The following is a 22,279-nucleotide window of genomic DNA, read 5'->3' on the forward strand; positions in this document are numbered from 1 at the left end:
TGCGGCGGGCCGCCGGCGACAGGCAGAGTGTCGCTCGGCGGCCCGCTCTTTTCCCGTACGGGATCAGCAGCCGACCCAGGCCCGCCCGGACTTCTTCGCGTACGAGCAGGTGTCCAGGCTCTTGCCGGACGCGTTCTTCAGCGTCGCCTTGTCCCCGGTGTTGTTCCACACGTAGTTACCGCTGCCCCAGTAGCGGTGCTTCGACGTGTTCGTGCCCTTGCCGGTGTGCACCCAGATCCGGCCGCCCCGGGCGGCGATGGCCACGTTCCCGAACGTGTACACGTGGTTCGACGTGTCCCGGATCGTGTATCCCTTGAGGTTCACCGGCTTGGTCCCACTGTTGATCAGCGAGATCCACTCCGCGTTCAGGCTGGAGTTGCTCCGGGTGTCCGAGCCGGGCGAGTCGTACTGCGTGCCGTGGAACCGCAGGGCGGGCTGAGCCGCCGAGGCCGGGCTGCCGACCGCGACCGTGCCGGCGAGCGCCATGGCCGCCGCCGCGAGAATGCTGATCGTTCTGCGCACCGTTCCTCCAATGTGTCGGGTACGTAACACGCAGATTCTCGGCCCGCTGCACCCCGGGTCATGATTCCGCCGCGCAGCGGAACAGCTGATGTTGGATGACCACACGTCGCCCCGGCCCGACCATCGGCGGCCGTGCCTACCTCGTCGGGCGGGGGCGTTCCGGCTGTACGCGGGAGTCGCGCAGCTGCGCGTTGTGTGCCGCGGTCGTGGTGACGACGTCGGTGAGCAGCCGCTCGACGCTTTCCAGCACCACGTCGTCGTACCCGTCGAGGACCCGGTCGACCTGCTCGCCGGTGGGGACGAAGAACGCGATGGTCCGGTCGCGGGTCTGCGGGGTCAGGCGCACCGTGACGACACGCCGGTCGGCCGCCTCCCGGCTGCGGACGATGTGCCCGGCGGCCTCGAGGCGGTTCAGCAGGATGGCTGTGGCGCCCGAGGTGAGGCCGACGCGTTCCGACAGCCGGGCCGGTGACAGCGGCTTTCCCGAGGACTCGGCCCACAGGATCTCGGCGACGGCGACGGCGTCGGTGGCGTGCACCTCCAGCGCGCCGGCCAGGTGACGCGTCAGCTCGACGTGGCTGTCGGTGTAGTCGCGCAGCAGCTGCAGCACGCGAGCCCGGCGGCCGGGCCTGAAGAGGGAGTCACCCTGCTCGCTCCGGATCGCCACGCGTGCACTCTACTCGATCATCGAGTACCTTTGCTGCATAGAAGCTTTGTGACAAAGGTATTTAACGGAGGTAGATGTGCGTACCGAACGTCCGCGGGTGCTGGTCACCGGCGGTAGCATCGCGGGACCGGCCGTGGCGTGGGGGCTGTGGCGGGCCGGGTTCGCCCCGACCCTGCTCGAGCGCGCCACCGAGATCCGCAGCGCCGGTCAGAACGTCGACATCCGCGGCCTCGGGCACGAGGTCCTGCGCCGGATGGGGATGCGCGAGATCGTGGCGGCGGCGGGCACCGGCGAGACCGGCACCCGTTTCCTGCGGCCGGACGGCACCACGTACGCCGCTGTCCCCGTACGGGAAGGGCGTGATGGACCCACCGCCGAGCTGGAGATCCTTCGTGGGCGGTTGTCGGCGTTGCTGCTCGATGCCACCCACGGCGAGGTCGAGCACCGCTACGGCGATCACCTGGTGCGGGTGGCCCAGGACGAGCACGGTGTGGACGTGACCACCGCCGCCGGGCGCCAGGATCGCTACGACCTGTTGGTGATCGCCGAGGGCAAACGCTCGATGACCCGCGACCTCGTCTTCGGCGCCGACGTCACCTACCGCGACCTGGGCCAGTACATCGCCTACGGCACGATCGACCGCGGTGCCGACGACGACCGGTGGTGGCAGTGGCTGACGGCCCCCGGCAGCCGGGTCGCGTCCCTGCGCCCCGACAACGTCGGATCGACCCGGGCGACGCTGGCGTTCCTCGCCCCGCCGATGGGGGTGAACCGCCTCGACACGCAGGCGCAGATCAGGGTGCTGCGCGAACGGTTCGCCGGGGTGGGCTGGCAGACCCCGCGGATCCTGGACGGTTTCGCCGCACGGCCCCGGGAGTTCTACTTCGAACGCGCCGAGCAGGTGTTCATGCCCCGCTGGTCCAACGGCCGGGTCGCCATCGTCGGTGACACCGCCTGGGCCGGGCCGACCGGGATGGGTACGACCCTGGCCCTGCTGGGCGCGCACGTCCTGGCCGGCGAACTGGCCCGGGCCCTCGACCAGGGGCCGACGTTCGATCCGCGCGGCGCCTTCCGTGCCTACGAGAGTTTCCTGCGCCCCCACGTCGAGAAGACCCAGAAACTGCCGCCGGGGGTGCCCGCTGTCGCCCTGCCCAAGACGCTGTGGGGGCTCAAGGTGCTGCACGGCGTCCACCGGCTCGCTGCCACGCGGGTGCTGCGCGCGGTCGCGGAACGAGCGTTGCTGACCTCGGAGCCGACCGGGCTCACCCTGCCGGACTATCCTCGGTTGCGAGCCGCCGCCTGAGGTGTCGCAAACCCGTCGCTGGGCCACGGTCATCCGTTTGAGTGCGGCGCTGACGCTGGCGTGGCACGCTTGCACCCGCACAATGCTGAGGTGCCAAATCAGACATCTAGTGATTCCTGGCAGCATCTCCTAGAAATGCCGCGAAAGTCTTTCTGGGCCCGCTTACCGTTCGGGGTCCGGATGAGCGCCGCCGGTATCGGCATCCTGGCCCTGGTAGCAGGCACCGCCGGAGGCATCGCCACGGTAACCGCCGACCGGCCGTCCCAGGCAGCCGCCGCCCCGCCAGCTGTCGAAGGTGCCGTCCCCGTCCCACCCCACCTCGGCGAAGTCGCCTGCACCGCCGGCAAGGGCGGGGGCGCTGGTTGCGCGGCGGCCGGGGAGGTGGGCTCGGCTGAGGGGGTCGCCGCGGCCGGGGCTACGGCTACGGCCGCGGCGAGCGATGCCGCGGTGACCGCCGCCGCGGAGGTGACCGCCGCCGAGCGTGCGGAGGCCGCCGCTGAAGCCGCTGCCGCCGCGAAGGCCAGGGCCGCCGCGAAAGCGAAAGCCGCCGCGGGTGGCCGGACCGGGGATGACGGCCGGTCCGGGGATGACGGCCGGTCCGCGCCGAGGCAGGCTGATCGGACGACGACGCGGCCGCCGCAGCGGACCCCGGCCAAGGTCGTGGGTCCGGCCGTGCGGGTGGTACGGGTCTCCGAGACGCGGGCGATTCCGTTCCGGACCCGGTTGGTACGCGATCCGTCGCTGCCCCGGGGCACCAGTCGGGTCCAGCTCACCGGGCGCTCCGGGGTGCGGGTGCTGCACTACGCGGTCACGTTCACCGGGAGCCGGGAGACCGGTCGTGAGCTGCTCGATTCCACGGTGACCCGGGAGCCCCGGCACCGCATCATCGCGTTCGGTGACCAGCCCTGGGGCGACGAGGACGAGGAGCCGTCCGGCCGGGACGCGCCCTGCGCCGACGACGGTGAGCAGCTCAGCGACGACGACCTGGCCGCCCTCGACCTGGCCGACCTGAAGGTGCCCGTGCCCTGCGCCGAGGAGCCGGAGCGGGACGAAAACGGGGAGCCGGACGACGAGGACGAGGCGCAGAATCACCGGTCGTGAAGACGTTCGATGAGCTGCTCGACGAGGCCGCGGCCGTACCCGTGGCGGGCTGGGAATTTTCGTGGTTCGAGGGTCGTGCCACCGAGGAGCGGCCCGGTTGGGGTTATGCCCGCCTGATCGGGGCGGCGATGGCCGGTGCCGGTGCCGCGCTGGATCTGCAGACCGGCGGCGGTGAGGTGCTGGCGACCGTCGCGCAGCCACCCGCGCTGCTGGTCGCCACCGAGTCGTGGCGGCCCAATGCGCCGATCGCGCACCGCAATCTCGCACCGCTGGGCGGGCTGGTGGTCGAGGCGTCGCGCGATGAGGTGCCGTTCCGGGACGCCTCGTTCGATCTGGTGGTGAGCCGGCATCCGGAGCGCACCCCGTGGGGTGAGGTGGCCCGGGTGCTGCGGCCGGGTGGGCGGTTCCTGTCGCAGCAGATCGGGGCCGGTACGAACCGGGAGCTGTCCGAGGCGATGCTGGGCCCGCTCCCGCCGCCCTCGGCCCTCGACCACCGGCTGCTCGCGGAGGATGCCGGCCTGGAGGTGCGGCAAGCGCGGCCGGCGCGGTTGCGGCTGGAGTTCCTCGACGTGGCCGCGGTCGCGTACTTCCTGCGTAAGGTCGTGTGGACGGTGCCCGGGTTCACGATCGACCGCTTCCGGCCGCAGTTGCTCGCGGTCCATGAGCGGATCCGGTCGGAGGGCGTGTTCGTGTCCCATTCGCGGCGGGTGCTCGTCGAGGCTGTCAAACGCCCCTGATTCGTAGGAGTATCAAGGCCCGGCTGATCGAGAAGGATGGATCCCGTGGTGAGTGACGCGCGTCTGCAGGAGATGGCCGCCCGGCTGGCCGGGGTTGCGGGAGTCGCCGGGGTGGTGCTGGGCGGCAGCCGGGCCCGGGGCACCCATACCGCGGATTCCGACACCGACCTCGGCATCTATTACGGCGGCACGCTGGACGTCGACGCGTTGAACGCGCTGGCCCGGGAGTTCGGTGGCCCGTCCGCCCGGGTCACCGCGCCCGGCGAGTGGGGGCCGTGGGTCGACGGGGGCGGCTGGCTCACCGTGGACGCGCGGCCGGTGGACTGGCTGTACCGGGATCTGGCCCGGGTCGAGCGGGCGCTGTCCGATGCCGGGTCGGGGGTCTACGCGTTCCATGTGCAGGCCGGTCATCCGCTGGGCGTGCCCGACTTCGCGTACGTGGGGGAGGTTGCTCTGGGGGTGATCCTGGCCGATCCGTTCGGGGCGCTGTCGGTGTTGCAGCAGCGGGCCCGGCTGTATCCGCCGGCGTTGCGCCAGGCGCTGGTCGCCGGCCTGTGGGAGGCCGATTTTCTGGTCGGGGTGGCGCGCAAGGCGGTGCCGCGGGGCGATTCCGCGTACGTCGCCGGGTGCCTGTTCCGGTTGTTCGGGGTCTGCGCGCACGCGCTGCACGGTGCGGCCGGGCGCTGGCTGATCAACGAGAAGGGTGCGGTGGCGGCCGCGGCGGCGCTGCCGGGTGCCCCGGCGCATTTCAAGCAGCGGGTGGATCAGGTGTTCGGGTTCGTCGACGGTGATCCGATGCGGTTGAGCAAGGCGCTCGACGCGGCGGCCGACCTTGTGCTCGAAACGACCGATGCGTGCGCCATGATGGCTCGATGACCGCAGCTGAACCCACCATTCTCGCCACCAGCGCCGGATTCGAGCGCGGGAAGCACGGCATCTTCGATCTGCGGGTCGGTGCGATCCACCGCTTCGCCGCGGAGCTGTCCGGGGCCGGCGACACCGCGAAGTTCTGTTTCCTGAACCAGGCCATGGGCGACTCGGCCGACTGGATCGGGGCGGCGTACGCCGCTTTCGCGCGCACCGATTTCCGCCTGTCGCATCTGCAGTTGTTCCCGATGCCCAACCACGAGGACATCCGGGCGCACCTGCTCGCCCAGGACGTGATCTGGGTCGGCGGTGGCAGCGTCGCGAACCTGGTCGCGGTGTGGAAGGTGCACGGTGTCGACGAGATCCTGCGTGAGGCGTGGGAGGCGGGCATCGTGCTCGGCGGGGTGTCGGCCGGTTCGATCTGCTGGCACACCGGAGGCAGCACCGACAGCTACGGCTACGACCTGCGGGCGTTCACCGGTGGGCTGGGCTTCCTGCCGTACAGCAACGGTGTGCACTACGACAGCGAGGACCAGCGCCGGCCCAAGATGCACAGCTTCGTCGCCGACGGCACGCTCTCCGACGGTTACGCGACCGATGACGGCGCCGGGCTGCTCTATCGCGGCACCACGATGGTCGAGGCGGTCGCCGACAAGGAAGGACCGCTCGGGTACGAACTGAAGCGGGCAGCGGACGGCTCGGTGATCGAGACGCCGCTGCCCACCCGGGTGCTCAAGTACTAGACGGGTAACGCCCACTTCTGGTTGGCAGCACCCAGGCAGTCCCAGATGTGGATCTGCTGTCCGTTGGCCGAACTGTTCTGCGACACGTCGAGGCAGCGTCCGGACTGCGGGTTGCGGACGCTGCCGTCGGCCTGGGCCGCCCAGACCTGCGCACCGGTGCCGTTGCAGGTCCACAGCTGTGCCTTGGTGCCGTTGGCGGTCGCGCCGCCCGCGACGTCCAGGCACTTGCCGAGCGCCTTGACGGTGCTGCCCGGCGTCACGGTCCAGCGCTGCGCGGCGCTGTTGTTGCAGGTGTAGAGCTGGATCTTGGTGCCGTCGGCGGTGCCGGCCCCGGAGACGTCGAGACACTTGCCGGCCAGGCCGACGACCGGCCCGGTGCGGTCGGCCGGAGGCGGGGTGCCGCCGAGCTCTTTGATCCGCACGTTGCGGAACGACACGTCGTCGCCGTCGCCGTGGTTCTGCAGGCCGATGTGGCCGGCCAGGGAGCGGGCCGGGTCGGTGTTGGTGAAGTCGTTGATCCGGGTGCCGTTGAGGAACACCTGCAGGCGTTCACCCTCGACGAGCAGTTCGTAGGTGTTCCACTCGCCGGGCGGGTTCAGTGCCGTGTCGCGGGCGGCCAGGTCGGCGGCCTTGAACGTGTAGACCGAGCCGGTGGTCCGGTCGGCGGCGTCGGTGGCGTCGATCTGCACCTCGTAGCCGTTGTCCACCGCGGACCACGGGTCGTCCGAGGGCGGGAAGCCGAGGAACACGCCGGAGTTGTCGTCGCCGGACATCTTCCAGTCCAGCTTGAGCGAGTAGCTGCTGAACTGCTTGCCGCTGTACCAGAGCAGGCCGAGGCCGCCGGTGGTGCCGAGCGTGGCGTCGGTGTTGGTGAAGCTGCCCGGCCCGGCCTGTGACCAGCCGCTGGTCGATCCGTTGTACAGCGCGGTGTATCCGGTCTCGGGGCGGCAGTCGGCGTTGCTCTGCCCGGCCACGTAGCGCAGCGCGCCGAGGAGATGGGAGCGGAAGGCCGGATCCGCGTACGACTCGATGGTGTGCCCGCCCCCGGTGTAGAAGGAGCGCCCGCCGTCGAACGTCTTGCACCAGGCGTGCGGGTGATCGGCGCCCATGCCACCGCCGGTGTACGACCCCTCGTCCAGCGACGCCACGACGTGCGCGGTCGACCGGGCGTTGGTGCGGTAGTTGTACCACTCGTCGGTGCGGTTCCACCGTTGCGGCAGGTGCGCGGTCGCGGCGTGCGCGCGGTCCTCGACGACCACGTCGGCCGGCTGGATCGCCGGGTGCGACGCGAACCAGGCGCCGACCAGGTCGCCGTAGAACGGCCAGTCGTATTCGGTGTCGGCGGCGGCGTGCACCCCGAGGTAACCACCGCCGCCGCGGACATAACCCTCGAACGCGGTCTGCTGGGCCGCGTCGAGCACGTCACCGGTGGTGTTGAGGAAGACCACTGCTTCGTACGAGGCGAGGTTGGCCGTGGTGAACGCGGTCGCGTCCTCGGTGGCGGTCACCGTGAAGCTGTTCGCGGCACCGAGCTCCCGGAACGCCTGGATGCCGGCCGGGATCGCGTCGTGCCGGAAGCCCGCGGTCTTGGAGAACACGAGCACGTCATAGGGGTCGTCGGCGACGGCCGGTACACCCGACACCGGGAGTAACAGCATCGCGGCCAGCAACTTTCCGATCATGGCAGCACCCACTTCTGGTTGGCGGCTCCGAGGCAGTCCCAGATATGGATCTGCTGGCCGTCGGCGGAGTTGTTCTGCGAGACGTCGAGACAGCGGCCGGAGGCCGGGTTGCGCAGCGTGCCGTCGGCCTGGGCGGCCCAGTTCTGGGCGCCGGAACCGTTGCACGTGTACAGCTGGGCCTTGGTGCCGTTGGCGGTCGCCCCGCCGGCCACGTCGAGGCACTTGCCGAGTGCCTTGACGGTGCTGCCGGGGGTGACCGCCCAGTTCTGCGCGGCGGTGTTGTTGCAGGTGTACAGCTGGATCTTGGTGCCATTGGCGGTCGCCCCGCCGGCGACGTCGAGGCACTTGTTCGCCAGCCCGCGGATCGGGCCGGAGCCGGTGGTGAGCGTGAAACTGTCCACGTCGAACAGCGAGCCGGCGCCGCCCGCGAACGTGAGGTACAGCGTGCCGGTGCTCGCCGGTGCGCCGCTGATCGTGCCGTTGACGTCGGTGAACGTCTCCCAGCCGCCGGTCACCGGCACGGTCGCGGAGCCGACGACGGTGCCGGTGGGGGAGCCGGTGCGCAGGTGCAGCGTGCCGCCGGTGCCGCCGGAGGAGACCCGGGCGGTGAACGACGTGACCCGGTCCAGCCGGTACGGTTCGAAGCTGATCCAGTCGCCGTTGCTGATGTTGCCGACGGTCCGGCCGCCCTCGGCGCCGGTCTTGCTGATCAGGTCGACGCCCGCGGAGGCCTTGAAGTGCTCCGCCTGGCGGTGCCGGGGCTGCAGCGTGTGCTGGGTGTGCGTGGTCAGGCCGCCGGCGTCGGTGTACTGGGCGTCGAAGACCGCGAAGATGTTGGCGGCGTCGTCGTGCTCGCCGTCGACCGGGATCGTGATCGCGCCGGTGCAGCCGTTCTGCGAGGTGATCTGGTGGCCGTGGCTGTCATGGCCGAGCACGTAGGTCATCACGACCCGGGTGCAATCGATCGAGGCGTCCTCGGGGTCGGTGACGGTGATCGAGAACGGGACGGTGTCGCCGTAGGAGAAGAGCGATCCGTTCAGCGGGGCGGTGATGGTGACCGCCGGGGCGGTGTTGCCGACGGTGATGGGCACGCTCGCCGTACCCGTCAGGCCCTCCGGGTCGGTGACCGTGAGCGTCGCGGTGTGCGTACCCGCCGCGGTGTAGGTCTTGGAAGGGTTGGCGCTGGTGGAGCTCGTGCCGTCGCCGAAGTCCCAGGAGTAGGTCAGCGCCCCGCCCTCGGGATCGGTGGAGCCGGCGGACGAGAACGTGACGGTCAGCGGGGGCTGCCCGGAGGTGGGGTTCGCGGACGCGACCGCGGTCGGTGCCCGGTTGGAGCCGGCCAGGTAGTCGAAGCGGTAGAGCGCCGAGTTGACGTCACCGTTGAAGTAGCCGGTGCCGTAATCGAGCACGTACAGCGAGCCTTCGGGCCCGAACGCCATGTCCATGACCTGCTTGCCCACCCAGGGGAACGCGGAGATCTCCCCTCGCGAGCCGTCGGTGCCGACCTGGGTCGGTTTGATCCAGCCCCGGCCGAGCTCACCGGCGAAGAACTGTCCGTCCAGCTCGGCGGGGAACTTGGTGGGAGAGTTCAGGTTCGCGTCGTAGCGGTAGACCGGGCCGCCCATCGGGGATTCGGAGCCGCCGCCGAACTCGGGCGGGGTGCCGCTGTCCCCGGCGTACTTGATCCAGGCGGTGCGGGCCGGCGGGAGCGTGGTCAGGCCGGTGTTGTGCGGCGAGTTGTTGGTGGGCCCGCCCGCGCAGTCGTATTTCGGGCCGGTCGTGCCGGTGGCGAAGTTCCATTCGTTGTACGTCTCGGTGCTGGTGTTCGAGCCGGTGCAGTAGGGCCAGCCGTAGTTGCCGGCGCTGGTGATCCGGTTGAACTCGACCTGCCCGCTCGGGCCGCGGCCGGCGGCGGTGGTGCCCGCGTCGGGGCCGTAATCACCGAGGTAGACGACGCCGGTCGCCTTGTCGACGCTCATCCGGAACGGGTTGCGGAAGCCCATCGCGTAGATCTCCGGACGGGTTCCGGCGGTGCCCGGCGCGAACAGGTTGCCGGCCGGGATCGTGTACGCCCCGCTCGCCCCGACCTTGATCCGCAGCACCTTGCCGCGCAGGTCGTTGGTGTTGCCGGCGCTGCGCTGGGCGTCGTACCCGGGATTGCGGCCGGTCCGTTCGTCCAGCGGTGAGTAGCCGGCCGAGTCGAACGGGTTGGAGTCGTCGCCGGTGCTCAGATAGAGGTTGCCGGCCGCGTCGAAGTCGATGTCACCGCCGACGTGGCAGCACAGACCGCGGTCGGCGGGGACGTCGAGCACGTCGACCTTGCTGGCGGTGTTCAGGGTGAAGTCGGCGTTGAGCGTCCAGCGCGACAGCCGGTTGACGCCCTGCCACGCCGACCAGTCGGTGCCGGTGGCCGGGGCGTCGCCGCCGGGGGTGGTCAGCGGGGGCGCGTAGTACAGGTAGATCTGCCGGTTGGTGGCGAAGCCGGGGTCGACGCCGACGCCCTGCAGTCCTTCCTCGTCGTGGGAGTAGACGGGGATGGTGGCGAGGACGGTGGTGGTGCCGGCCGCGTCGGTGCGCCGCAGCGTGCCGTTGCGGGCGGTGTGCAGCACCGAGCGGTCGGGGAGCACCGCGATGGTCATCGGTTCGCCGACCTCGGCCACCCCCTTGGCGAGGGTGACCTGCTGGTAGTCGGCGGGGTCAATGTCAACGGCCTGGGCGGGGGATCCGGGGACGATCAGCAACGCGGCCGTAAGCAGGCCTACGGCCGCCGCTGATCGAAATCTTTCAGGCATGTTGCCAGCATGTAACTGACGACGCCTACTTTTGAACGTGCACCATCGACTTTTGTCTATGGTGCTAAAAGTTAAGAGGCGTAGTGCAGGATCACGTTGTGGACGTGGTGGGTCTTGTCCGACCCGCGGAACTCCACCTCGTAGATGTGCGTGCCCACGGTGATCGCGATCGTGCCGGTGGAGAAGTACTGCCCCACGAAGCTCTTGTTGCTCACCACGCTGACGGCGCTGACCTTGGAATACGGGATGCTCGTGATGGCGAAGCGCTTCCCGGCGAAGGACTTGTCCTGGATGATCACGCGGCGGGTGGTGAGGCCGATGAAGCCGGTGCCGACGCCGACCGCGTCGTACACGGCGATGATCTGCTCGCCCTCGAGGAGACCGGAGACGATCTGCTCGTACTGGCCCTTGTTGTCATACACCGGTGCAGTCATGATCTTAAAGTTACTGGGGCCCGACAACCGTCCGGTAGGCGTCCTCGATCCGGGCGGCGAGCGTGACCTCGCCGTCGCCGATGGCCCCGCCGTCGGCGTTGCCGAGCAGGATCTGGGTGTGGCCGGCCGTGCGGTTTATTTTCGGCCGGAGCCGAAGTGTGTCCGCCGCCACCTTGATTCGCTCGGTGAGTGCGGCATGCTGACTGTCGTCGCACGGCAGCTCGCGTTTGAGCTGCACGCCGTCCCTCGTCCAGCCGCCGAGCACATCGAGCGCGTCGCTGAGATAATCGGAGCGGGTACCCCGTGTTGATCTCCTGCCCCGCATGAACCGCACCTCCCTGGCGTCGTTGCCGGCTTGTGGCCAAACTGACGCCGTGTCGTCATGGTCGGTGGTCACAGTCTTGTCTTCCACGTCAACTATGTCCACGCCCACATATCCGTGTTCTCGTGACGATCAGGACGTCTCACGCAACCTGTTCGGTTAAGTTTTGTGGCACGCTCTTGGCTCATGCCCCTTGGACAACAGCTCGGTGGTCGCTCACTACCGAGAGTGATCGTCGCGGCGGTGATCGTCACTGACGGCCGCGTGCTGGCGTGCGAGCGTTCCGCCCCGCCGGAGGTCGCCGGCCGGTGGGAGTTCCCCGGCGGCAAGGTCGAGCCCGGGGAGACCGACGAGCAGGCGCTGGCCCGCGAATGCGCCGAGGAGCTCGGCGTGCGCGTCGAGGTGGGGGCCCGGGTCGGGCCGGACGTGCCATTGGCGCACGGCCGCGCCGTCCTGCGCGTCTTCGAGGTGACACTGCTGGACGGCGACGTGCCGCGCGCTCTCGAGCACACCGCCATGCGGTGGCTCGGCGCCGACGAGCTGGACAGTGTGCCCTGGTTGCCCGCCGACAAGCCGATCGTGGCCGAACTGCCGGCGTTACTGGTCGATCGTCCGGCGTAGCTCCCGCTTGAGGACCTTGAAGCTGGGTCCCATCGGCAGCGACTCCACGAGCCGCACCTTACGCGGGTACTTGTGCTTGCCGAGCCGCTCCTTGGACCACTCGATGAGCTCCTCCGCGGTGAGTCCGCCCTGGTCGGGGACGATCACCGCGCAGATCTCCTCGCCGAGCGTGGCGTCCGGCACACCGATCACCGCCACCTGGACCACGCCCGGGTGGCGGGCCAGCGCCTCCTCGACCTCCCGCGGGTACACGTTGAAGCCGCCCCGGATGATCAGGTCCTTCTTGCGGTCGACGATGGTGATGAACCCGTCGGCGTCCTTGGTGCCCAGGTCCCCGCTGCGGAACCAGCCGTCGACCACCGCCTGGGCGGTCTCCTCGGGCCGGTTCAGGTAGCCGGCGAACACGCTGTGCCCGCGGATCACGATCTCGCCCAGCGCGCCGGTGGGCAGCAGTTCGATCCGGTCGTCGAGCTCCGGGCGGGCCACCTCGACCTCCATGCCCCAGATCGCGTGCCCGACCGTGCCCGGCCGGGTGCCGAACGCCGGCTGGTTGGTGGTGGCCGTCGGGGAGGTCTCGGACAGGCCGTACCCCTCGAAGATCGTCGCCCCGAACGTCTCGGTGAACTTCTCCAGGACCGCCACGGGCAGTGACGCACCGCCGGAGACACAGAGTCGCGGAGTGGGGAGCTTGTCGGCCTTCGACGCGGCTTCGAGCAGGGCCACATACATGGTCGGGACGCCGTGGAAAACGGTCACGTCCTCCTGCACCATGAGGTCGATCGCGGCCTCCCCGGTGAACCGGGCCAGCAGCACCAGCGTGCCGCCGAACCGGAACGTGCCGTTCATGCCCACGGTCTGCCCGAACGTGTGGAACAGCGGCAGACAGCCCAGCACCACGTCGGTGGGCCGCACGTCGTTGCAGTCGAACGTGTTCACGGTCGCGTTCATGACCAGGTTGAGGTGGGTGAGCAGGGCGCCCTTCGGCTCCCCGGTCGTCCCGCTGGTGTAGAAGATGACCGCGATGTCCTCGGCCTCGCGGGACACGTACGTCGGCAGCGGCTCCACCGACGCGGCGGTGTCCTCCAACCGGGGCGGGGCGTCGGGCACCCCGGGCGGCATCGGCCCGACGCTGGCCAGCTTGGTGCCGGCCTTGTGCGCCGCGGTCGCCGCCGTCTGCAGCTGGCTGGAATGCGCCACGAGCAGGTCGGTGCCGCTGTCACGCAGGACGTACGCCATCTCCTCGGCGGTCAGCAGCAGATGCACCGGTACGACCTGGGCGCCGACCGCCAGCGCGGCGTAGTAGACCCGGGGGAAGTCCGTGACGTTCGGGATGAGCATCGCGACCGTGTCACCGGCCTTGACCCCGAGCGCCCGCAGCCCGGCCGCGTACTCCAGGCTCTGCTTCCACAGCTCCCGATAGGTGGTCCGGACCGCCCCGTCGACCACGGCGACCTTGTCCGGATATTTACGCGCGCCCTCAGCCAAGACAGTGGCCAGCGACAGCATCGTCATTGGAGGTGCCCTCCTATCTTCGTGTACCCGCGGAGGAGGTCGCGGGAGATGATGAGGCGCTGCATCTCGTCGGTGCCCTCGTAGATGCGCATCAGGCGGACCTGGCGGTACCACCGCTCGATCGGCAGCTCACGGGTGTAGCCCATGCCGCCGTGCACCTGCATGACCCGGTCCACCACGTTGTTGACCATGGTGGCGCCGAACAGTTTGGCCATCGACGACGCGTGCCGCGGGTCCGCGCCCTGGTCCACGGTCCAGGCCGCGCGCAGGATCAGCCAGCGGGCCGCCTCGAGCTCGACCTCGGAGTCCGCGATCATCCACTGGATGGCCTGGTTCTCACCGATCTTGCGGCCGAACGTCTCGCGGGTGTTGGCGTAGTCGATCGCCATGCCCAGCGCCCGCTCGGCGATGCCCAGGGCCTGCGACGGGATCAGGTAGCGGCCCTTGCCGATCCATTTCATGCCGAGCTCGAAGCCCTGGCCGATCTCGCCGAGGATGTTGCGGGCCGGCACCCGGACGTCCTCGAAGACGAGCGCGGCGGGTCCGCCCTCGCCCATGGTCTGGATGAACTCCGAACGCCACCCCATGTCCCGGTCAACGAGGAACGCGGTCGTCCCGCCACCCCGGACGCCCTTCTCCTTGTCGGTGACCGCGACGACGATGACAAAATCCGCGTCGTTGCCGTTGGTGATGAACGTCTTCTCGCCGTTGAGCACCCAGTCGTCACCGTCCTGGCGGGCGCTGAGCTTGATGTTGGCGGCGTCGGACCCGGCCCCGGGCTCGGTGATCGCGAAGCAGGAGATCCGGTCACCCTCGATGGTGGGAACGAGGTATTCCTGCTTCTGCCGCTCGTTCGCGTAGTACAGGATGTTGTCGGCGTCGCCACCGAACTTGAACGGGATGAAGGTGCGCCCGATCTCGGTCCAGATCAGGGACTGCAGCATCGCGGGGAGGTCCATGCCGCCGTACTCCTCCGGGGTGGACAGCCCCCAGAAGCCGAACTTCTTGGCCTTGAGCTGGAGTTCACGCAGCTCACTGAGCTCCAGGCCGGGTTGGTGGGCCCGCTCGCGCCGTAGTGCCTCCTGCTCGAGCGGCATGACCTCACGGGTGATGAACTGGCGGGCGGTGTCACGGACCGCCCGCTCTTCGTCGCTGAGAGAAAAGTCCACGTGCTAAAACTAGCGGTGTAAGTTTTCCGGAGTAAAGAGTTTCAGGAGTGTTAAATGGCCCGCCCGCGCCACACCTTGCTCACCCGCGACCGGATCGTCGAGGTCGCGGGAAAGCTCGTGGACGCGGAAGGCCTGGACGCGGTCTCGGTGCGCCGGCTCGCCACTGAGCTGGGCGTCGCCGGCCCCTCGTTGTACAACCACTTCGCCACCAAGGGCGAGATCCTCGACGCGGTCGCGGATGCCGTGGTCGGCCAGGTCGACGTGAGTTTCTTCGACAACCGCGGGTGGGACGAGGCGCTGCGACTGTGGGCGCACTCCTACCACGCGGTGCTCTCCGCCCACCCGAACATCGTGCCGGTGCTGTCCCACGGGCCGGGCCGGCGCCCGGCCGCACTGGCCATGGCCGACACCGTCTACGGCGGCCTGATCGCGGCCGGCTGGCCGCCCGCCCGGGCGACCCACATCGGCGCGCTCATGCGATACCTGGTCACCGGCGCCGCCCTGGGCTCGTTCGCCCTGGGCTTCGACGAGGACCCCGAGCTGTACGCCGGGCGTTACCCGCACCTCCGCGACGCGCACCTGCTGGCCGAGCACCGCCGCAGCGTCGACGAGGGTGCCTTCGCGCTCGGACTGGAAACCGTGATCACGGGCCTGCTGGCCATGAAGAACGGAGTGCTGCGTTGAACCGTGACAGCTTGTACATCGGCGGCCGCTGGGTCTCCCCGAACTCGGACACCACGCTCCCGGTGGAGAACCCCGCCACCGAGGAGATCATCGGCCACGTCCCGGCCGGTAACGCCGTCGACGTCGACCGGGCCGTGACCGCCGCCCGCACCGCGTTCGAGGGCTGGTCACGCACACCGTCGGCCGAGCGCGGCGCCATGCTCGGCAAGCTGCACGAGGCGCTCTCGGCCCGGACCGGCGAGATCGCCCGTACCGTCGGCCTCGAGCTCGGCACCCCCCTCAAGATCGCGAAAGCGGTCCAGGCCGGACTGCCGCTCGCGGTGCTCCGGGGGTACGCGGACCTGGCCTCGAACCCCGCCCCCGAGGAGACGATCGGCCACTCGCTGATCGCGCGCGAGCCGGTCGGTGTGGTCGGTGCGATCACGCCGTGGAACTACCCGCTGCACCAGGTCGTCGCGAAGGTCGCCGCGGCACTGGCGGCCGGCTGCACGGTGGTGCTCAAGCCCAGCGAGCTGACCCCGCTGGTCGCGTACCTGCTGCTCGACGCCGCCGACGAGGCCGGCCTGCCCGCCGGCGTGCTCAACCTGGTCCCCGGCACCGGCCGGGACGTGGGCGCCGCGATCGCCGGGCACCCGGACGTGGACATGGTGTCGTTCACCGGCTCCACCGCGACCGGCCGGGCGATCACCCACGCGGCCGCGGACCGCATCGCCAAGGTTTCGCTCGAGCTCGGCGGAAAATCCGCCAACATCATCCTGGCCGACGCCGACCTCACGAAAGCGGTCAAGGTCGGCGTCGGCAACGCCTTCCTCAATTCCGGCCAGACGTGTACGGCCTGGACGCGCATGCTCGTGCACCGCAGCCTGTACGCCGACGCGGTCGAGCTGGCCGCCACCGCAGCCGCCGGATACCGCACCGGGGACCCGTTCGACGAGACCACCCGGCTCGGCCCGCTCGTCTCCGCCGCCCAGCGCGCCCGGGTCCAGGGCTTCATCGCCCGGGCGGACGCCAAGCTCGTGGCCGGTGGCGCCCCCGTCCCGGACAAGGGCTACTTCGTGCCGGCCACGGTCTTCGCCGACGTCGACCCGGACAGCGAACTGGCCCAGGAGGAGATCTTCGGCCCGGTCCTGTCGATCATCCCGTTCGAGGACGACGACGACGCCGTACGCATCGCCAACAACTCCCGCTACGGCCTGGCCGGCGGCGTCTGGGGCACGCCGTACCGGGCGCTGGACGTGGCCCGGCGGCTGCGGACCGGCGCGGTGGACGTCAACGGCGCCGCGTTCAACCCGGTCGCCCCGTTCGGCGGCTACAAACAATCCGGCATCGGAAGGGAACTGGGCGCCCACGGCCTGGCCGAATTCCAGCAGACGAAGGCGATTCAGCTGTGACCGCGTACATTCAGGCCCTGGTGGTCCGCTCCGAGGGTCTGACCCCGGCGGTCGAGGAGATCCACCTGCCGGAGGTCGGCCCCGGCCAGGTCCGGGTCGCGATCCGGGCGGCCGGCGTCTGCCACTCCGACCTGTCCATGGTCAACGGCACGCTCAGCCCGCCCCACCCGCTGATCCTCGGCCACGAGGCGGCCGGCGAGGTGATCGAGGCCGGAGCCGGTGTCACCCGCGTCGCGCCCGGCGACCACGTCGCGCTGAACTGGTCGCCGCCGTGCCGCGACTGCTGGTTCTGCACCCACGGCGAGCCCTGGCTGTGTTCCACGGCGAACATCGCGGCCCTGGAGAACGGCAGCACCCTCGACGGCGCCCCCGTGCACGTGACGCTGGGGCTGGGCGCGTTCGCCACCCAGGTGGTGGTCCCGGAACGCGCGGTGATCGCGGTGCCGCCGGAACTGGCCTGGGAGAGCGCGGCGCTGCTCGGTTGCGCGGTGCTGACCGGCACCGGAGCGGTCCGCAACACCGCCCGGGTGGCGGCCGGCGAGTCGGTGGTGGTGATCGGCCTCGGCGGCGTCGGCCTGTCGGTGGTCGCCGCCGCGAAGGCAGCGGGTGCGTCCACGGTGATCGCGGTGGACGTCTCGGAGTCCAAGAAGGCCCTGGCCGAGGCCGCCGGCGCGACCGAGTTCGTGGTCTCGTCGGAGAACCTGTCCAAGGACATCCGCCGCCTGACCGAGGGCCGCGGCGCCGACCACGCGTTCGAGTGCGTCGGCCGCGCGTCGACGATCCGGGCCGCCTGGCGGGCCACCCGCCGCGGCGGCCAGGTCACCGTGGTGGGCATGGGCCGGGCCGACGACATGGTCCAGCTCAGTGCGCTGGACATCTTCTCGTCAGCGCGTACCCTCCGGGCCTCGGTCTACGGCTCGGCCGACCCGGACCGCGAGGTGCCGCAGCTGGCCCGCGACGTCCTGGCCGGCACCCTGAAGCTGGACCACCTGGTCACCGACCGGATCGCACTCGCGGACGTCCCCGCAGCCTTCGACCGCATGTCCAAAGGCGAGGGAGCCCGCTCGGTCGTCATCTTCTGACATGTGCCGTTCGAACGGTGGTCCCTGCGCGCGGCAAGTCCTGACCGACCCGGCTTGCGCAGGATGGCAAAGCTCAATGTACAGAGAATGTACGGGGCCGTAACAGGATCTGACCATCTGCTCCTTCGAACGAAAGTAGATCCTCGGTGCTCGTACGTAAGATGTTCGCCTCTTTCGCCGCAGTGGCGGTGGCGGTTGTCGCCTCCCTCACGATCGCTGCTCCGGCCAGCGCCGCCCATGCCTTCGAAGCCGACAAGGCGGTCGCCACCTCTGCCATTCCCCCGGTCTGCATCGGCCTGGGGAGCCCCGGAGGCTGCGGCTTCTTTGTCTCTGACGGTGACCATTTCTTTGTCAAGGACAGCCTGTCGGACGGGCATTCGGCCGCCATCTATTGGCACAAGTACCTGGCCAGCAGTCCGAACACCCTCTACCGCTGGGGCTCCTGCGTGAACAGTCTGGGCTCCGGGAAAATGGGGCAGTGCAACAAAAACTTCACCGAGGGTTCGAAGGTCGAATACAAGATCTGTACCTTCGAGGTGGGATCGGTCGTTTCGGACGTCAATTCGTACTTCGAATGCGGCGATGTCTGGCGCAGTGTCGCCTGATGCCTGAGGAATCGAAGCCAAGGCTGAAGGAGATGTGCATGATCCGACGTACGATGTCTATCGTCGCCGGTGTTTTTATCTCGATTCTGGCGTCACTGATGTCAGGGCAACCGGCCAGTGCCGCCAACGCCTTCGAGTTCAACACCGCCTCGTCGTCCTCGTGGACAGGCTCCGATTGGTGCGATTACACCGGGGACGGTTACAGCGGCATCGGCTGCTTCGACTCGGTGGGTGACCACTTCCGGATCCAGGACGCTTATGCGGATGGCCACTCGACCGCCGTCTACTGGCACAACTATCTGGCCGGCAGCCCGAACACCCTGTACCGCTGGGGCTCCTGCGTGAACAGCCTCGGAGCCGGTCGCATCGGCGCCTGCAACAAGAACTTCACCGAGGGTTCGAAGATCGAGTTCAAGGTCTGCCTCTACGACAACAATTCCGTGACCGTCCCCTCGAACGTCACCAATTATTTCAACTGCAGCCCCGTCCACATCCTCTATGCCTGACCGAACGGTCAGCGCGCACGGCGGCAGGGCCTCAAGGTCCGGCCGCCGTGTGCGTTATCGGTTGAGGGAGCGACGGAGTACGCGCACCGCCGGAACGCTCGGTGTCGCGTCCGTCACGGTGGCTGAGGGGTTGCCCACCATTCTGGCCTGGTGTTTCGCTGGCAAGCAGCGGATGGCCGACGGATGATGATCTGGTTCTCGTGGTGCGGTGCATCGAAGCATGTGTGTATCGTCCAAGGACGTGATTACGGGAAGGAGGGGTAATGACTACACTGAGTAGTGATTCCGTGTTGCGCCGGACCGCCGACGCGGCTGAGCATGTCTCCGGGATCTGTTTCAAGACCGGCCCACCCCGGCAGGTGGGTGTCGAGCTGGAATGGACCACCCATCACCAGGATCAGCCCGCCGCGTTGCTGCGGCCGTCCGACCTCAGCCGGGCCCTCGGCCGGCACAGTCCGACCGTCCTGGGCAATCCTGATCCTGAGCCGCTGCCGGGTGGCGGCTCGGTCACCCTCGAACCCGGCGGTCAGGTCGAGATCTCCTCCGCTCCTGCCGACTCCCTCGCCGCGCTCTACACCGCGGTCAGTGGTGATCAGCTTCATCTCACCGACCTGCTCGCCCGGGGTGGTATCGCCCTCGGGGAACGTGGTCTCGATCCGCACCGGGAGCCGGTGCGCATTCTCGACACCCCGCGGTATCAGGCCATGGAGCAGTCGTTCGACCAGGCCGGTACCCCGTCCGGGCACATCATGATGCGCAGCACCGCCGGCCTTCAGGTGTGCCTCGACGCCGGGACCGAGGAGCAGTTCAGGACACGTTGGGCGGCCGTGCATGAGCTCGGGCCGGCGCTGCTCGCGTTGTTCGCGACCTCACGGATGCGCCAGGGCCGGGACACCGGCTGGGCCAGTGGGCGGATGGCCGCCTGGTACGGCATGGATCCCCGGCGCACCGGGCAGGTTCCCCAGGGTGATGATCCCCGGGAGGACTGGGCGCGCTACGCCCTCGCCGCTCCGCTGTTGTGTGTGCGGCAGCGCGGGAGCACCTGGCAGGTTCCCGACGGGGTGACGTTCGCCGACTGGATCAACGGCGCGTTGAAGCGGCCGCCCACCGTGGACGACCTCGACTACCACCTCAGCACGCTGTTCCCGCCGGTCCGGCCGCGCGGTTACCTGGAGATCCGCTACCTCGACGCCCAGCCCGGCCTGGAGTGGATCGCCCCGGCGGCCGTACTCGTCGCGTTGTTCTCCGATGACACCCTGACCGACGCCGCGCGGGACGCCGCCGCTCCGGCCGCCGGACGGTGGGTGGCCGCGGCCCGGGACGGTCTTGCCGAACCGGCGGTGGCCCGCGCCGCCGCCGACCTCGCTGATCTCGCCGGCCGGTGTCTTGATCGCACCGGACTGCCACAAGCGGTCCAGGAGACGGTCACCGGCATTGTCGACCGCCGCCTGCATGGCGCCGGTCAGCCCAGGAAGGACCTCCTGCGATGACCCAGGATCTGCGACTCACCGTCGCCGCCGCGATGGAACGGGCCCGGGTACGCACCGCGCTGCTGACCGACGCGGTCGACGACGACGATCTTGTCCGCCAGCATTCGCCGATCATGTCGCCGCTGGTCTGGGACCTGGCCCACCTGGGCAACCAGGAGGAGTTGTGGCTGGTCCGCGACGTCGGCGGCCGTGAGCCGGTGCGGCAGGACATCGACGAGCTCTACGACGCTTTCAAGCATGCCCGCAAGGACCGCCCGGGGTTGCCGTTGCTCGATCCCGCAGAGGCCCGCAGATACGTGGCCCAGGTGCGCGACAAGGCCCTCGACGTGCTGGACCACGTGCGCCTCGACGACCGGCGCCTGGTCGCGGACGGCTTCGCGTTCGGCATGATCGTGCAGCACGAGCAGCAGCACGACGAGACCATGCTCGCCACCCACCAGCTGCGGACCGGCGCGCCCGTGCTGACCGCCCCGGAACCCCCGGCCGCCCGCAACACCGTCAGTGGCGAGGTCCTGGTGCCCGGCGGCAGCTTCACCATGGGTACGGACACCGAGCCCTGGGCCCTGGACAACGAGCGTCCCTCCGTGGCGGTGGACGTGCCGGCGTTCTACATCGACGTCGCCCCGGTCACGAACGCGCAGTACGCGGCGTTCATCGCGGCCGGCGGTTACGACGAGCCCCGCTGGTGGAGCGAGCGCGGCTGGGCCCACCGGCAGGAGGCCGGGCTGGTCGCGCCGATGCACTGGCAGCGGGACGGCGACGGGTGGTCGTACACCCGGTTCGGCCGCACCCGGCGGGTCATCCGCGACGAGCCGGTGGTGCACGTCAGCTACTTCGAGGCCGAGGCGTACGCGACGTGGGCCGGGCGCCGCCTCCCGACCGAGGCCGAGTGGGAGAAGGCGGCCCGCCACGACCCGGCGACCGGCCGGTCCCGCCGCTTCCCGTGGGGCGACGGGTCGCCGGAGCCCCGCCACGCCAACCTGGGCCAGCGCCACCTCGCGCCCGCTCCGGTCGGCGCGTACCCGGACGGTGCCTCGCCGTACGGCGTGCATCAGCTGATGGGTGACGTGTGGGAATGGACGTCGTCCGGGTTCCATCCGTACCCGGGGTTCACCGTGTTCCCGTACGCGGAGTATTCGCAGGTCTTCTTCGGCGGTGACTACAAGGTGCTGCGCGGCGGTTCGTTCGGCACCGACGAGGCGGCCGTGCGGGGCACGTTCCGCAACTGGGACCATCCGATCCGCCGCCAGATCTTCAGTGGTTTCCGCTGCGCCCGGGACGCCGGCCCGGACGAGAGCTGATGTGCCGCCACCTGGCCTACCTCGGTAGCCCGATCCGGCTGTCGGCCCTGCTCCACGACCCGCCGCACGCGCTGTCCCACCAGTCGTGGGCCCCGGCCGACATGCGTGGCGGCGGCACCGTCAACGCCGACGGTTTCGGCGTCGCCTGGACCCAGGGTGACGCCGAGCCGGTGCGGTATCGCCGTGCGCAACCGCTGTGGTCCGATGCCGCGCTGCCGGCGCTCGCCGCGGCGACATCGTCCGGATGCGTGCTCGCGGCCGTACGTTCCGCGACCGAAGGTATGCCGGTCACCGAGACCGCCGCCGCGCCCTTCCAGGAGGGCCGGTGGCTGTTCAGCCACAACGGGGTGGTCCGCGGCTGGCCGGCCTCGGTGGCGAAACTCGCGAGCCGGCTGCCCACCACCGACCTGATCACGCTCGACGCCCCCACCGACAGCGCGCTGCTCTGGGCCCTGGTCCGGGACCGCCTCCGGGCCGGCGACACCCCCGCCGACGCGATCGCCGGCGTCCTCGCCGAGACGGACGCGGCCGCGCCGGGTTCCCGGCTCAACCTGCTGCTCACCGACGGTGACCAGATCATCGCGACCACGGCAGGCCATTCCCTTTCGGTACGGACCACAGCGGACTCGGTGCTCGTAGCCTCCGAACCCCTCGACGACGATCCGGCGTGGACCCCCGTCCCGGACCGCCACCTGCTGATCGCCACCCCGACCACCGTGACAACGACGCCACTAGGGAGACCGTGAGC

General features: G+C 69.9%; 22 protein-coding genes. 14 read left to right on the forward strand and 8 right to left on the reverse strand.

Annotation, left to right across the window (positions count from 1 at the left end; all coding sequences use genetic code 11):
• Positions 1-63: 63 nt before the first annotated feature.
• The gene (locus ACIA6A_RS12110) at positions 64-522 is read right to left on the reverse strand and encodes a lamin tail domain-containing protein (protein ID WP_396097524.1); all 459 of its coding nucleotides are present in this window, start codon (positions 520-522) and stop codon (positions 64-66) included.
• A 136-nt stretch (positions 523-658) separates the two neighbouring features.
• On the reverse strand, positions 659-1,189 hold the full coding sequence (locus ACIA6A_RS12115; protein ID WP_396097525.1) for a MarR family winged helix-turn-helix transcriptional regulator: 531 nt from the start codon (positions 1,187-1,189) through the stop codon (positions 659-661).
• Between the two features lie 76 nt (positions 1,190-1,265).
• On the opposite strand from ACIA6A_RS12115, the gene ACIA6A_RS12120 reads away from it, so the two are divergent.
• From ACIA6A_RS12120 to ACIA6A_RS12140, 5 genes are all read left to right on the forward strand, one after another.
• Entirely contained in the window at positions 1,266-2,492 is a 1,227-nt protein-coding gene (locus tag ACIA6A_RS12120; RefSeq protein ID WP_396097526.1) for an FAD-dependent monooxygenase, read from the forward strand.
• A 180-nt stretch (positions 2,493-2,672) separates the two neighbouring features.
• The gene (locus tag ACIA6A_RS12125) at positions 2,673-3,593 is read left to right on the forward strand and encodes a G5 domain-containing protein (protein ID WP_396097527.1); all 921 of its coding nucleotides are present in this window, start codon (positions 2,673-2,675) and stop codon (positions 3,591-3,593) included.
• A complete protein-coding gene (locus ACIA6A_RS12130) occupies positions 3,590-4,330 on the forward strand; it encodes a methyltransferase domain-containing protein (protein WP_396097528.1) in 741 nt (246 codons plus the stop codon). The genes ACIA6A_RS12125 and ACIA6A_RS12130 overlap by 4 nt, the downstream gene beginning before the upstream one ends.
• A 48-nt stretch (positions 4,331-4,378) precedes the next feature.
• Positions 4,379-5,206 (forward strand): nucleotidyltransferase domain-containing protein, encoded by an 828-nt coding sequence (locus tag ACIA6A_RS12135; protein WP_396097529.1) that lies wholly within the window; start codon positions 4,379-4,381, stop codon positions 5,204-5,206.
• A complete protein-coding gene (locus tag ACIA6A_RS12140) occupies positions 5,203-5,940 on the forward strand; it encodes a Type 1 glutamine amidotransferase-like domain-containing protein (RefSeq protein ID WP_396097530.1) in 738 nt (245 codons plus the stop codon). The genes ACIA6A_RS12135 and ACIA6A_RS12140 overlap by 4 nt, the downstream gene beginning before the upstream one ends.
• Here ACIA6A_RS12140 and ACIA6A_RS12145 read toward each other — a convergent pair.
• The 4 genes from ACIA6A_RS12145 to ACIA6A_RS12160 form a co-directional block, all read right to left on the reverse strand.
• The gene (locus ACIA6A_RS12145; RefSeq protein WP_396097531.1) at positions 5,937-7,622 is read right to left on the reverse strand and encodes a ThuA domain-containing protein; all 1,686 of its coding nucleotides are present in this window, start codon (positions 7,620-7,622) and stop codon (positions 5,937-5,939) included. The two genes, ACIA6A_RS12140 and ACIA6A_RS12145, sit on opposite strands and share 4 nt — an antisense overlap.
• A complete protein-coding gene (locus tag ACIA6A_RS12150; RefSeq protein ID WP_396097532.1) occupies positions 7,619-10,414 on the reverse strand; it encodes a PQQ-dependent sugar dehydrogenase in 2,796 nt (931 codons plus the stop codon). The genes ACIA6A_RS12145 and ACIA6A_RS12150 overlap by 4 nt, the downstream gene beginning before the upstream one ends.
• A gap of 71 nt (positions 10,415-10,485) precedes the next feature.
• On the reverse strand, positions 10,486-10,848 hold the full coding sequence (locus ACIA6A_RS12155) for a PH domain-containing protein (protein ID WP_396097533.1): 363 nt from the start codon (positions 10,846-10,848) through the stop codon (positions 10,486-10,488).
• A gap of 10 nt (positions 10,849-10,858) precedes the next feature.
• On the reverse strand, positions 10,859-11,173 hold the full coding sequence (locus ACIA6A_RS12160) for a pterin dehydratase (RefSeq protein ID WP_396097653.1): 315 nt from the start codon (positions 11,171-11,173) through the stop codon (positions 10,859-10,861).
• 183 nt (positions 11,174-11,356) lie between these two features.
• Here ACIA6A_RS12160 and ACIA6A_RS12165 point away from each other — a divergent pair, with 183 nt between their 5' ends.
• The gene (locus ACIA6A_RS12165; RefSeq protein WP_396097534.1) at positions 11,357-11,791 is read left to right on the forward strand and encodes a (deoxy)nucleoside triphosphate pyrophosphohydrolase; all 435 of its coding nucleotides are present in this window, start codon (positions 11,357-11,359) and stop codon (positions 11,789-11,791) included.
• Here ACIA6A_RS12165 and ACIA6A_RS12170 read toward each other — a convergent pair.
• The gene (locus ACIA6A_RS12170) at positions 11,768-13,303 is read right to left on the reverse strand and encodes a long-chain fatty acid--CoA ligase (protein ID WP_396097535.1); all 1,536 of its coding nucleotides are present in this window, start codon (positions 13,301-13,303) and stop codon (positions 11,768-11,770) included. The two genes, ACIA6A_RS12165 and ACIA6A_RS12170, sit on opposite strands and share 24 nt — an antisense overlap.
• Positions 13,300-14,472: an acyl-CoA dehydrogenase family protein gene (locus tag ACIA6A_RS12175; RefSeq protein WP_396097536.1), complete on the reverse strand. Its 1,173-nt coding sequence runs from the start codon at positions 14,470-14,472 to the stop codon at positions 13,300-13,302. Before ACIA6A_RS12175 ends, ACIA6A_RS12170 begins: the two co-directional genes overlap by 4 nt.
• 54 nt (positions 14,473-14,526) lie before the next feature.
• Here ACIA6A_RS12175 and ACIA6A_RS12180 point away from each other — a divergent pair, with 54 nt between their 5' ends.
• The 8 genes from ACIA6A_RS12180 to egtC all read left to right on the forward strand — a co-directional run bounded on the left by ACIA6A_RS12180 (position 14,527) and on the right by egtC (position 22,277).
• Entirely contained in the window at positions 14,527-15,156 is a 630-nt protein-coding gene (locus ACIA6A_RS12180; protein ID WP_396097537.1) for a TetR/AcrR family transcriptional regulator, read from the forward strand.
• Positions 15,153-16,547, forward strand: coding sequence for an aldehyde dehydrogenase family protein (locus ACIA6A_RS12185; RefSeq protein WP_396097538.1), 1,395 nt, complete (start codon positions 15,153-15,155; stop codon positions 16,545-16,547). Before ACIA6A_RS12180 ends, ACIA6A_RS12185 begins: the two co-directional genes overlap by 4 nt.
• Positions 16,544-17,629, forward strand: a complete 1,086-nt coding sequence (locus tag ACIA6A_RS12190; protein WP_396097539.1) for a zinc-binding dehydrogenase — start codon at positions 16,544-16,546, stop codon at positions 17,627-17,629. The genes ACIA6A_RS12185 and ACIA6A_RS12190 overlap by 4 nt, the downstream gene beginning before the upstream one ends.
• Positions 17,630-17,775: 146 nt before the next feature.
• Entirely contained in the window at positions 17,776-18,234 is a 459-nt protein-coding gene (locus tag ACIA6A_RS12195; RefSeq protein WP_396097540.1) for a hypothetical protein, read from the forward strand.
• A 38-nt stretch (positions 18,235-18,272) separates the two neighbouring features.
• Positions 18,273-18,740, forward strand: a complete 468-nt coding sequence (locus ACIA6A_RS12200) for a hypothetical protein (protein ID WP_396097541.1) — start codon at positions 18,273-18,275, stop codon at positions 18,738-18,740.
• 263 nt (positions 18,741-19,003) lie between these two features.
• Positions 19,004-20,230, forward strand: a complete 1,227-nt coding sequence (gene egtA / locus ACIA6A_RS12205; protein ID WP_396097542.1) for an ergothioneine biosynthesis glutamate--cysteine ligase EgtA — start codon at positions 19,004-19,006, stop codon at positions 20,228-20,230.
• On the forward strand, positions 20,227-21,531 hold the full coding sequence (gene egtB, locus ACIA6A_RS12210) for an ergothioneine biosynthesis protein EgtB (protein ID WP_396097543.1): 1,305 nt from the start codon (positions 20,227-20,229) through the stop codon (positions 21,529-21,531). The genes egtA and egtB overlap by 4 nt, the downstream gene beginning before the upstream one ends.
• Entirely contained in the window at positions 21,531-22,277 is a 747-nt protein-coding gene (egtC, locus tag ACIA6A_RS12215) for an ergothioneine biosynthesis protein EgtC (RefSeq protein WP_396097544.1), read from the forward strand. The genes egtB and egtC overlap by 1 nt, the downstream gene beginning before the upstream one ends.
• The last annotated feature ends 2 nt before the right edge of the window (positions 22,278-22,279 follow it).

Origin of the sequence: Actinoplanes sp. NPDC051494 (assembly GCF_044454705.1) — a bacterium.
Classification (GTDB): Bacteria; Actinomycetota; Actinomycetes; order Mycobacteriales; family Micromonosporaceae; genus Actinoplanes.

Bases quoted from the DNA above. Each gene is read 5' to 3' on its own strand.
- ACIA6A_RS12140 (WP_396097530.1), top strand. From the start codon at position 5,203: ATGACCGCAGCTGAACCCACCATTCTCGCCACCAGCGCCGGATTCGAG.
- ACIA6A_RS12125 (WP_396097527.1), top strand. From the start codon at position 2,673: ATGAGCGCCGCCGGTATCGGCATCCTGGCCCTGGTAGCAGGCACCGCC.
- egtC (WP_396097544.1), top strand. From the start codon at position 21,531: ATGTGCCGCCACCTGGCCTACCTCGGTAGCCCGATCCGGCTGTCGGCC.
- ACIA6A_RS12155 (WP_396097533.1), bottom strand. From the start codon at position 10,848: ATGACTGCACCGGTGTATGACAACAAGGGCCAGTACGAGCAGATCGTC.
- egtB (WP_396097543.1), top strand. From the start codon at position 20,227: ATGACCCAGGATCTGCGACTCACCGTCGCCGCCGCGATGGAACGGGCC.
- ACIA6A_RS12145 (WP_396097531.1), bottom strand. From the start codon at position 7,622: ATGATCGGAAAGTTGCTGGCCGCGATGCTGTTACTCCCGGTGTCGGGT.
- egtA (WP_396097542.1), top strand. From the start codon at position 19,004: ATGACTACACTGAGTAGTGATTCCGTGTTGCGCCGGACCGCCGACGCG.
- ACIA6A_RS12150 (WP_396097532.1), bottom strand. From the start codon at position 10,414: ATGCCTGAAAGATTTCGATCAGCGGCGGCCGTAGGCCTGCTTACGGCC.
- ACIA6A_RS12170 (WP_396097535.1), bottom strand. From the start codon at position 13,303: ATGACGATGCTGTCGCTGGCCACTGTCTTGGCTGAGGGCGCGCGTAAA.
- ACIA6A_RS12165 (WP_396097534.1), top strand. From the start codon at position 11,357: ATGCCCCTTGGACAACAGCTCGGTGGTCGCTCACTACCGAGAGTGATC.
- ACIA6A_RS12180 (WP_396097537.1), top strand. From the start codon at position 14,527: ATGGCCCGCCCGCGCCACACCTTGCTCACCCGCGACCGGATCGTCGAG.
- ACIA6A_RS12160 (WP_396097653.1), bottom strand. From the start codon at position 11,173: ATGCGGGGCAGGAGATCAACACGGGGTACCCGCTCCGATTATCTCAGC.
- ACIA6A_RS12200 (WP_396097541.1), top strand. From the start codon at position 18,273: ATGATCCGACGTACGATGTCTATCGTCGCCGGTGTTTTTATCTCGATT.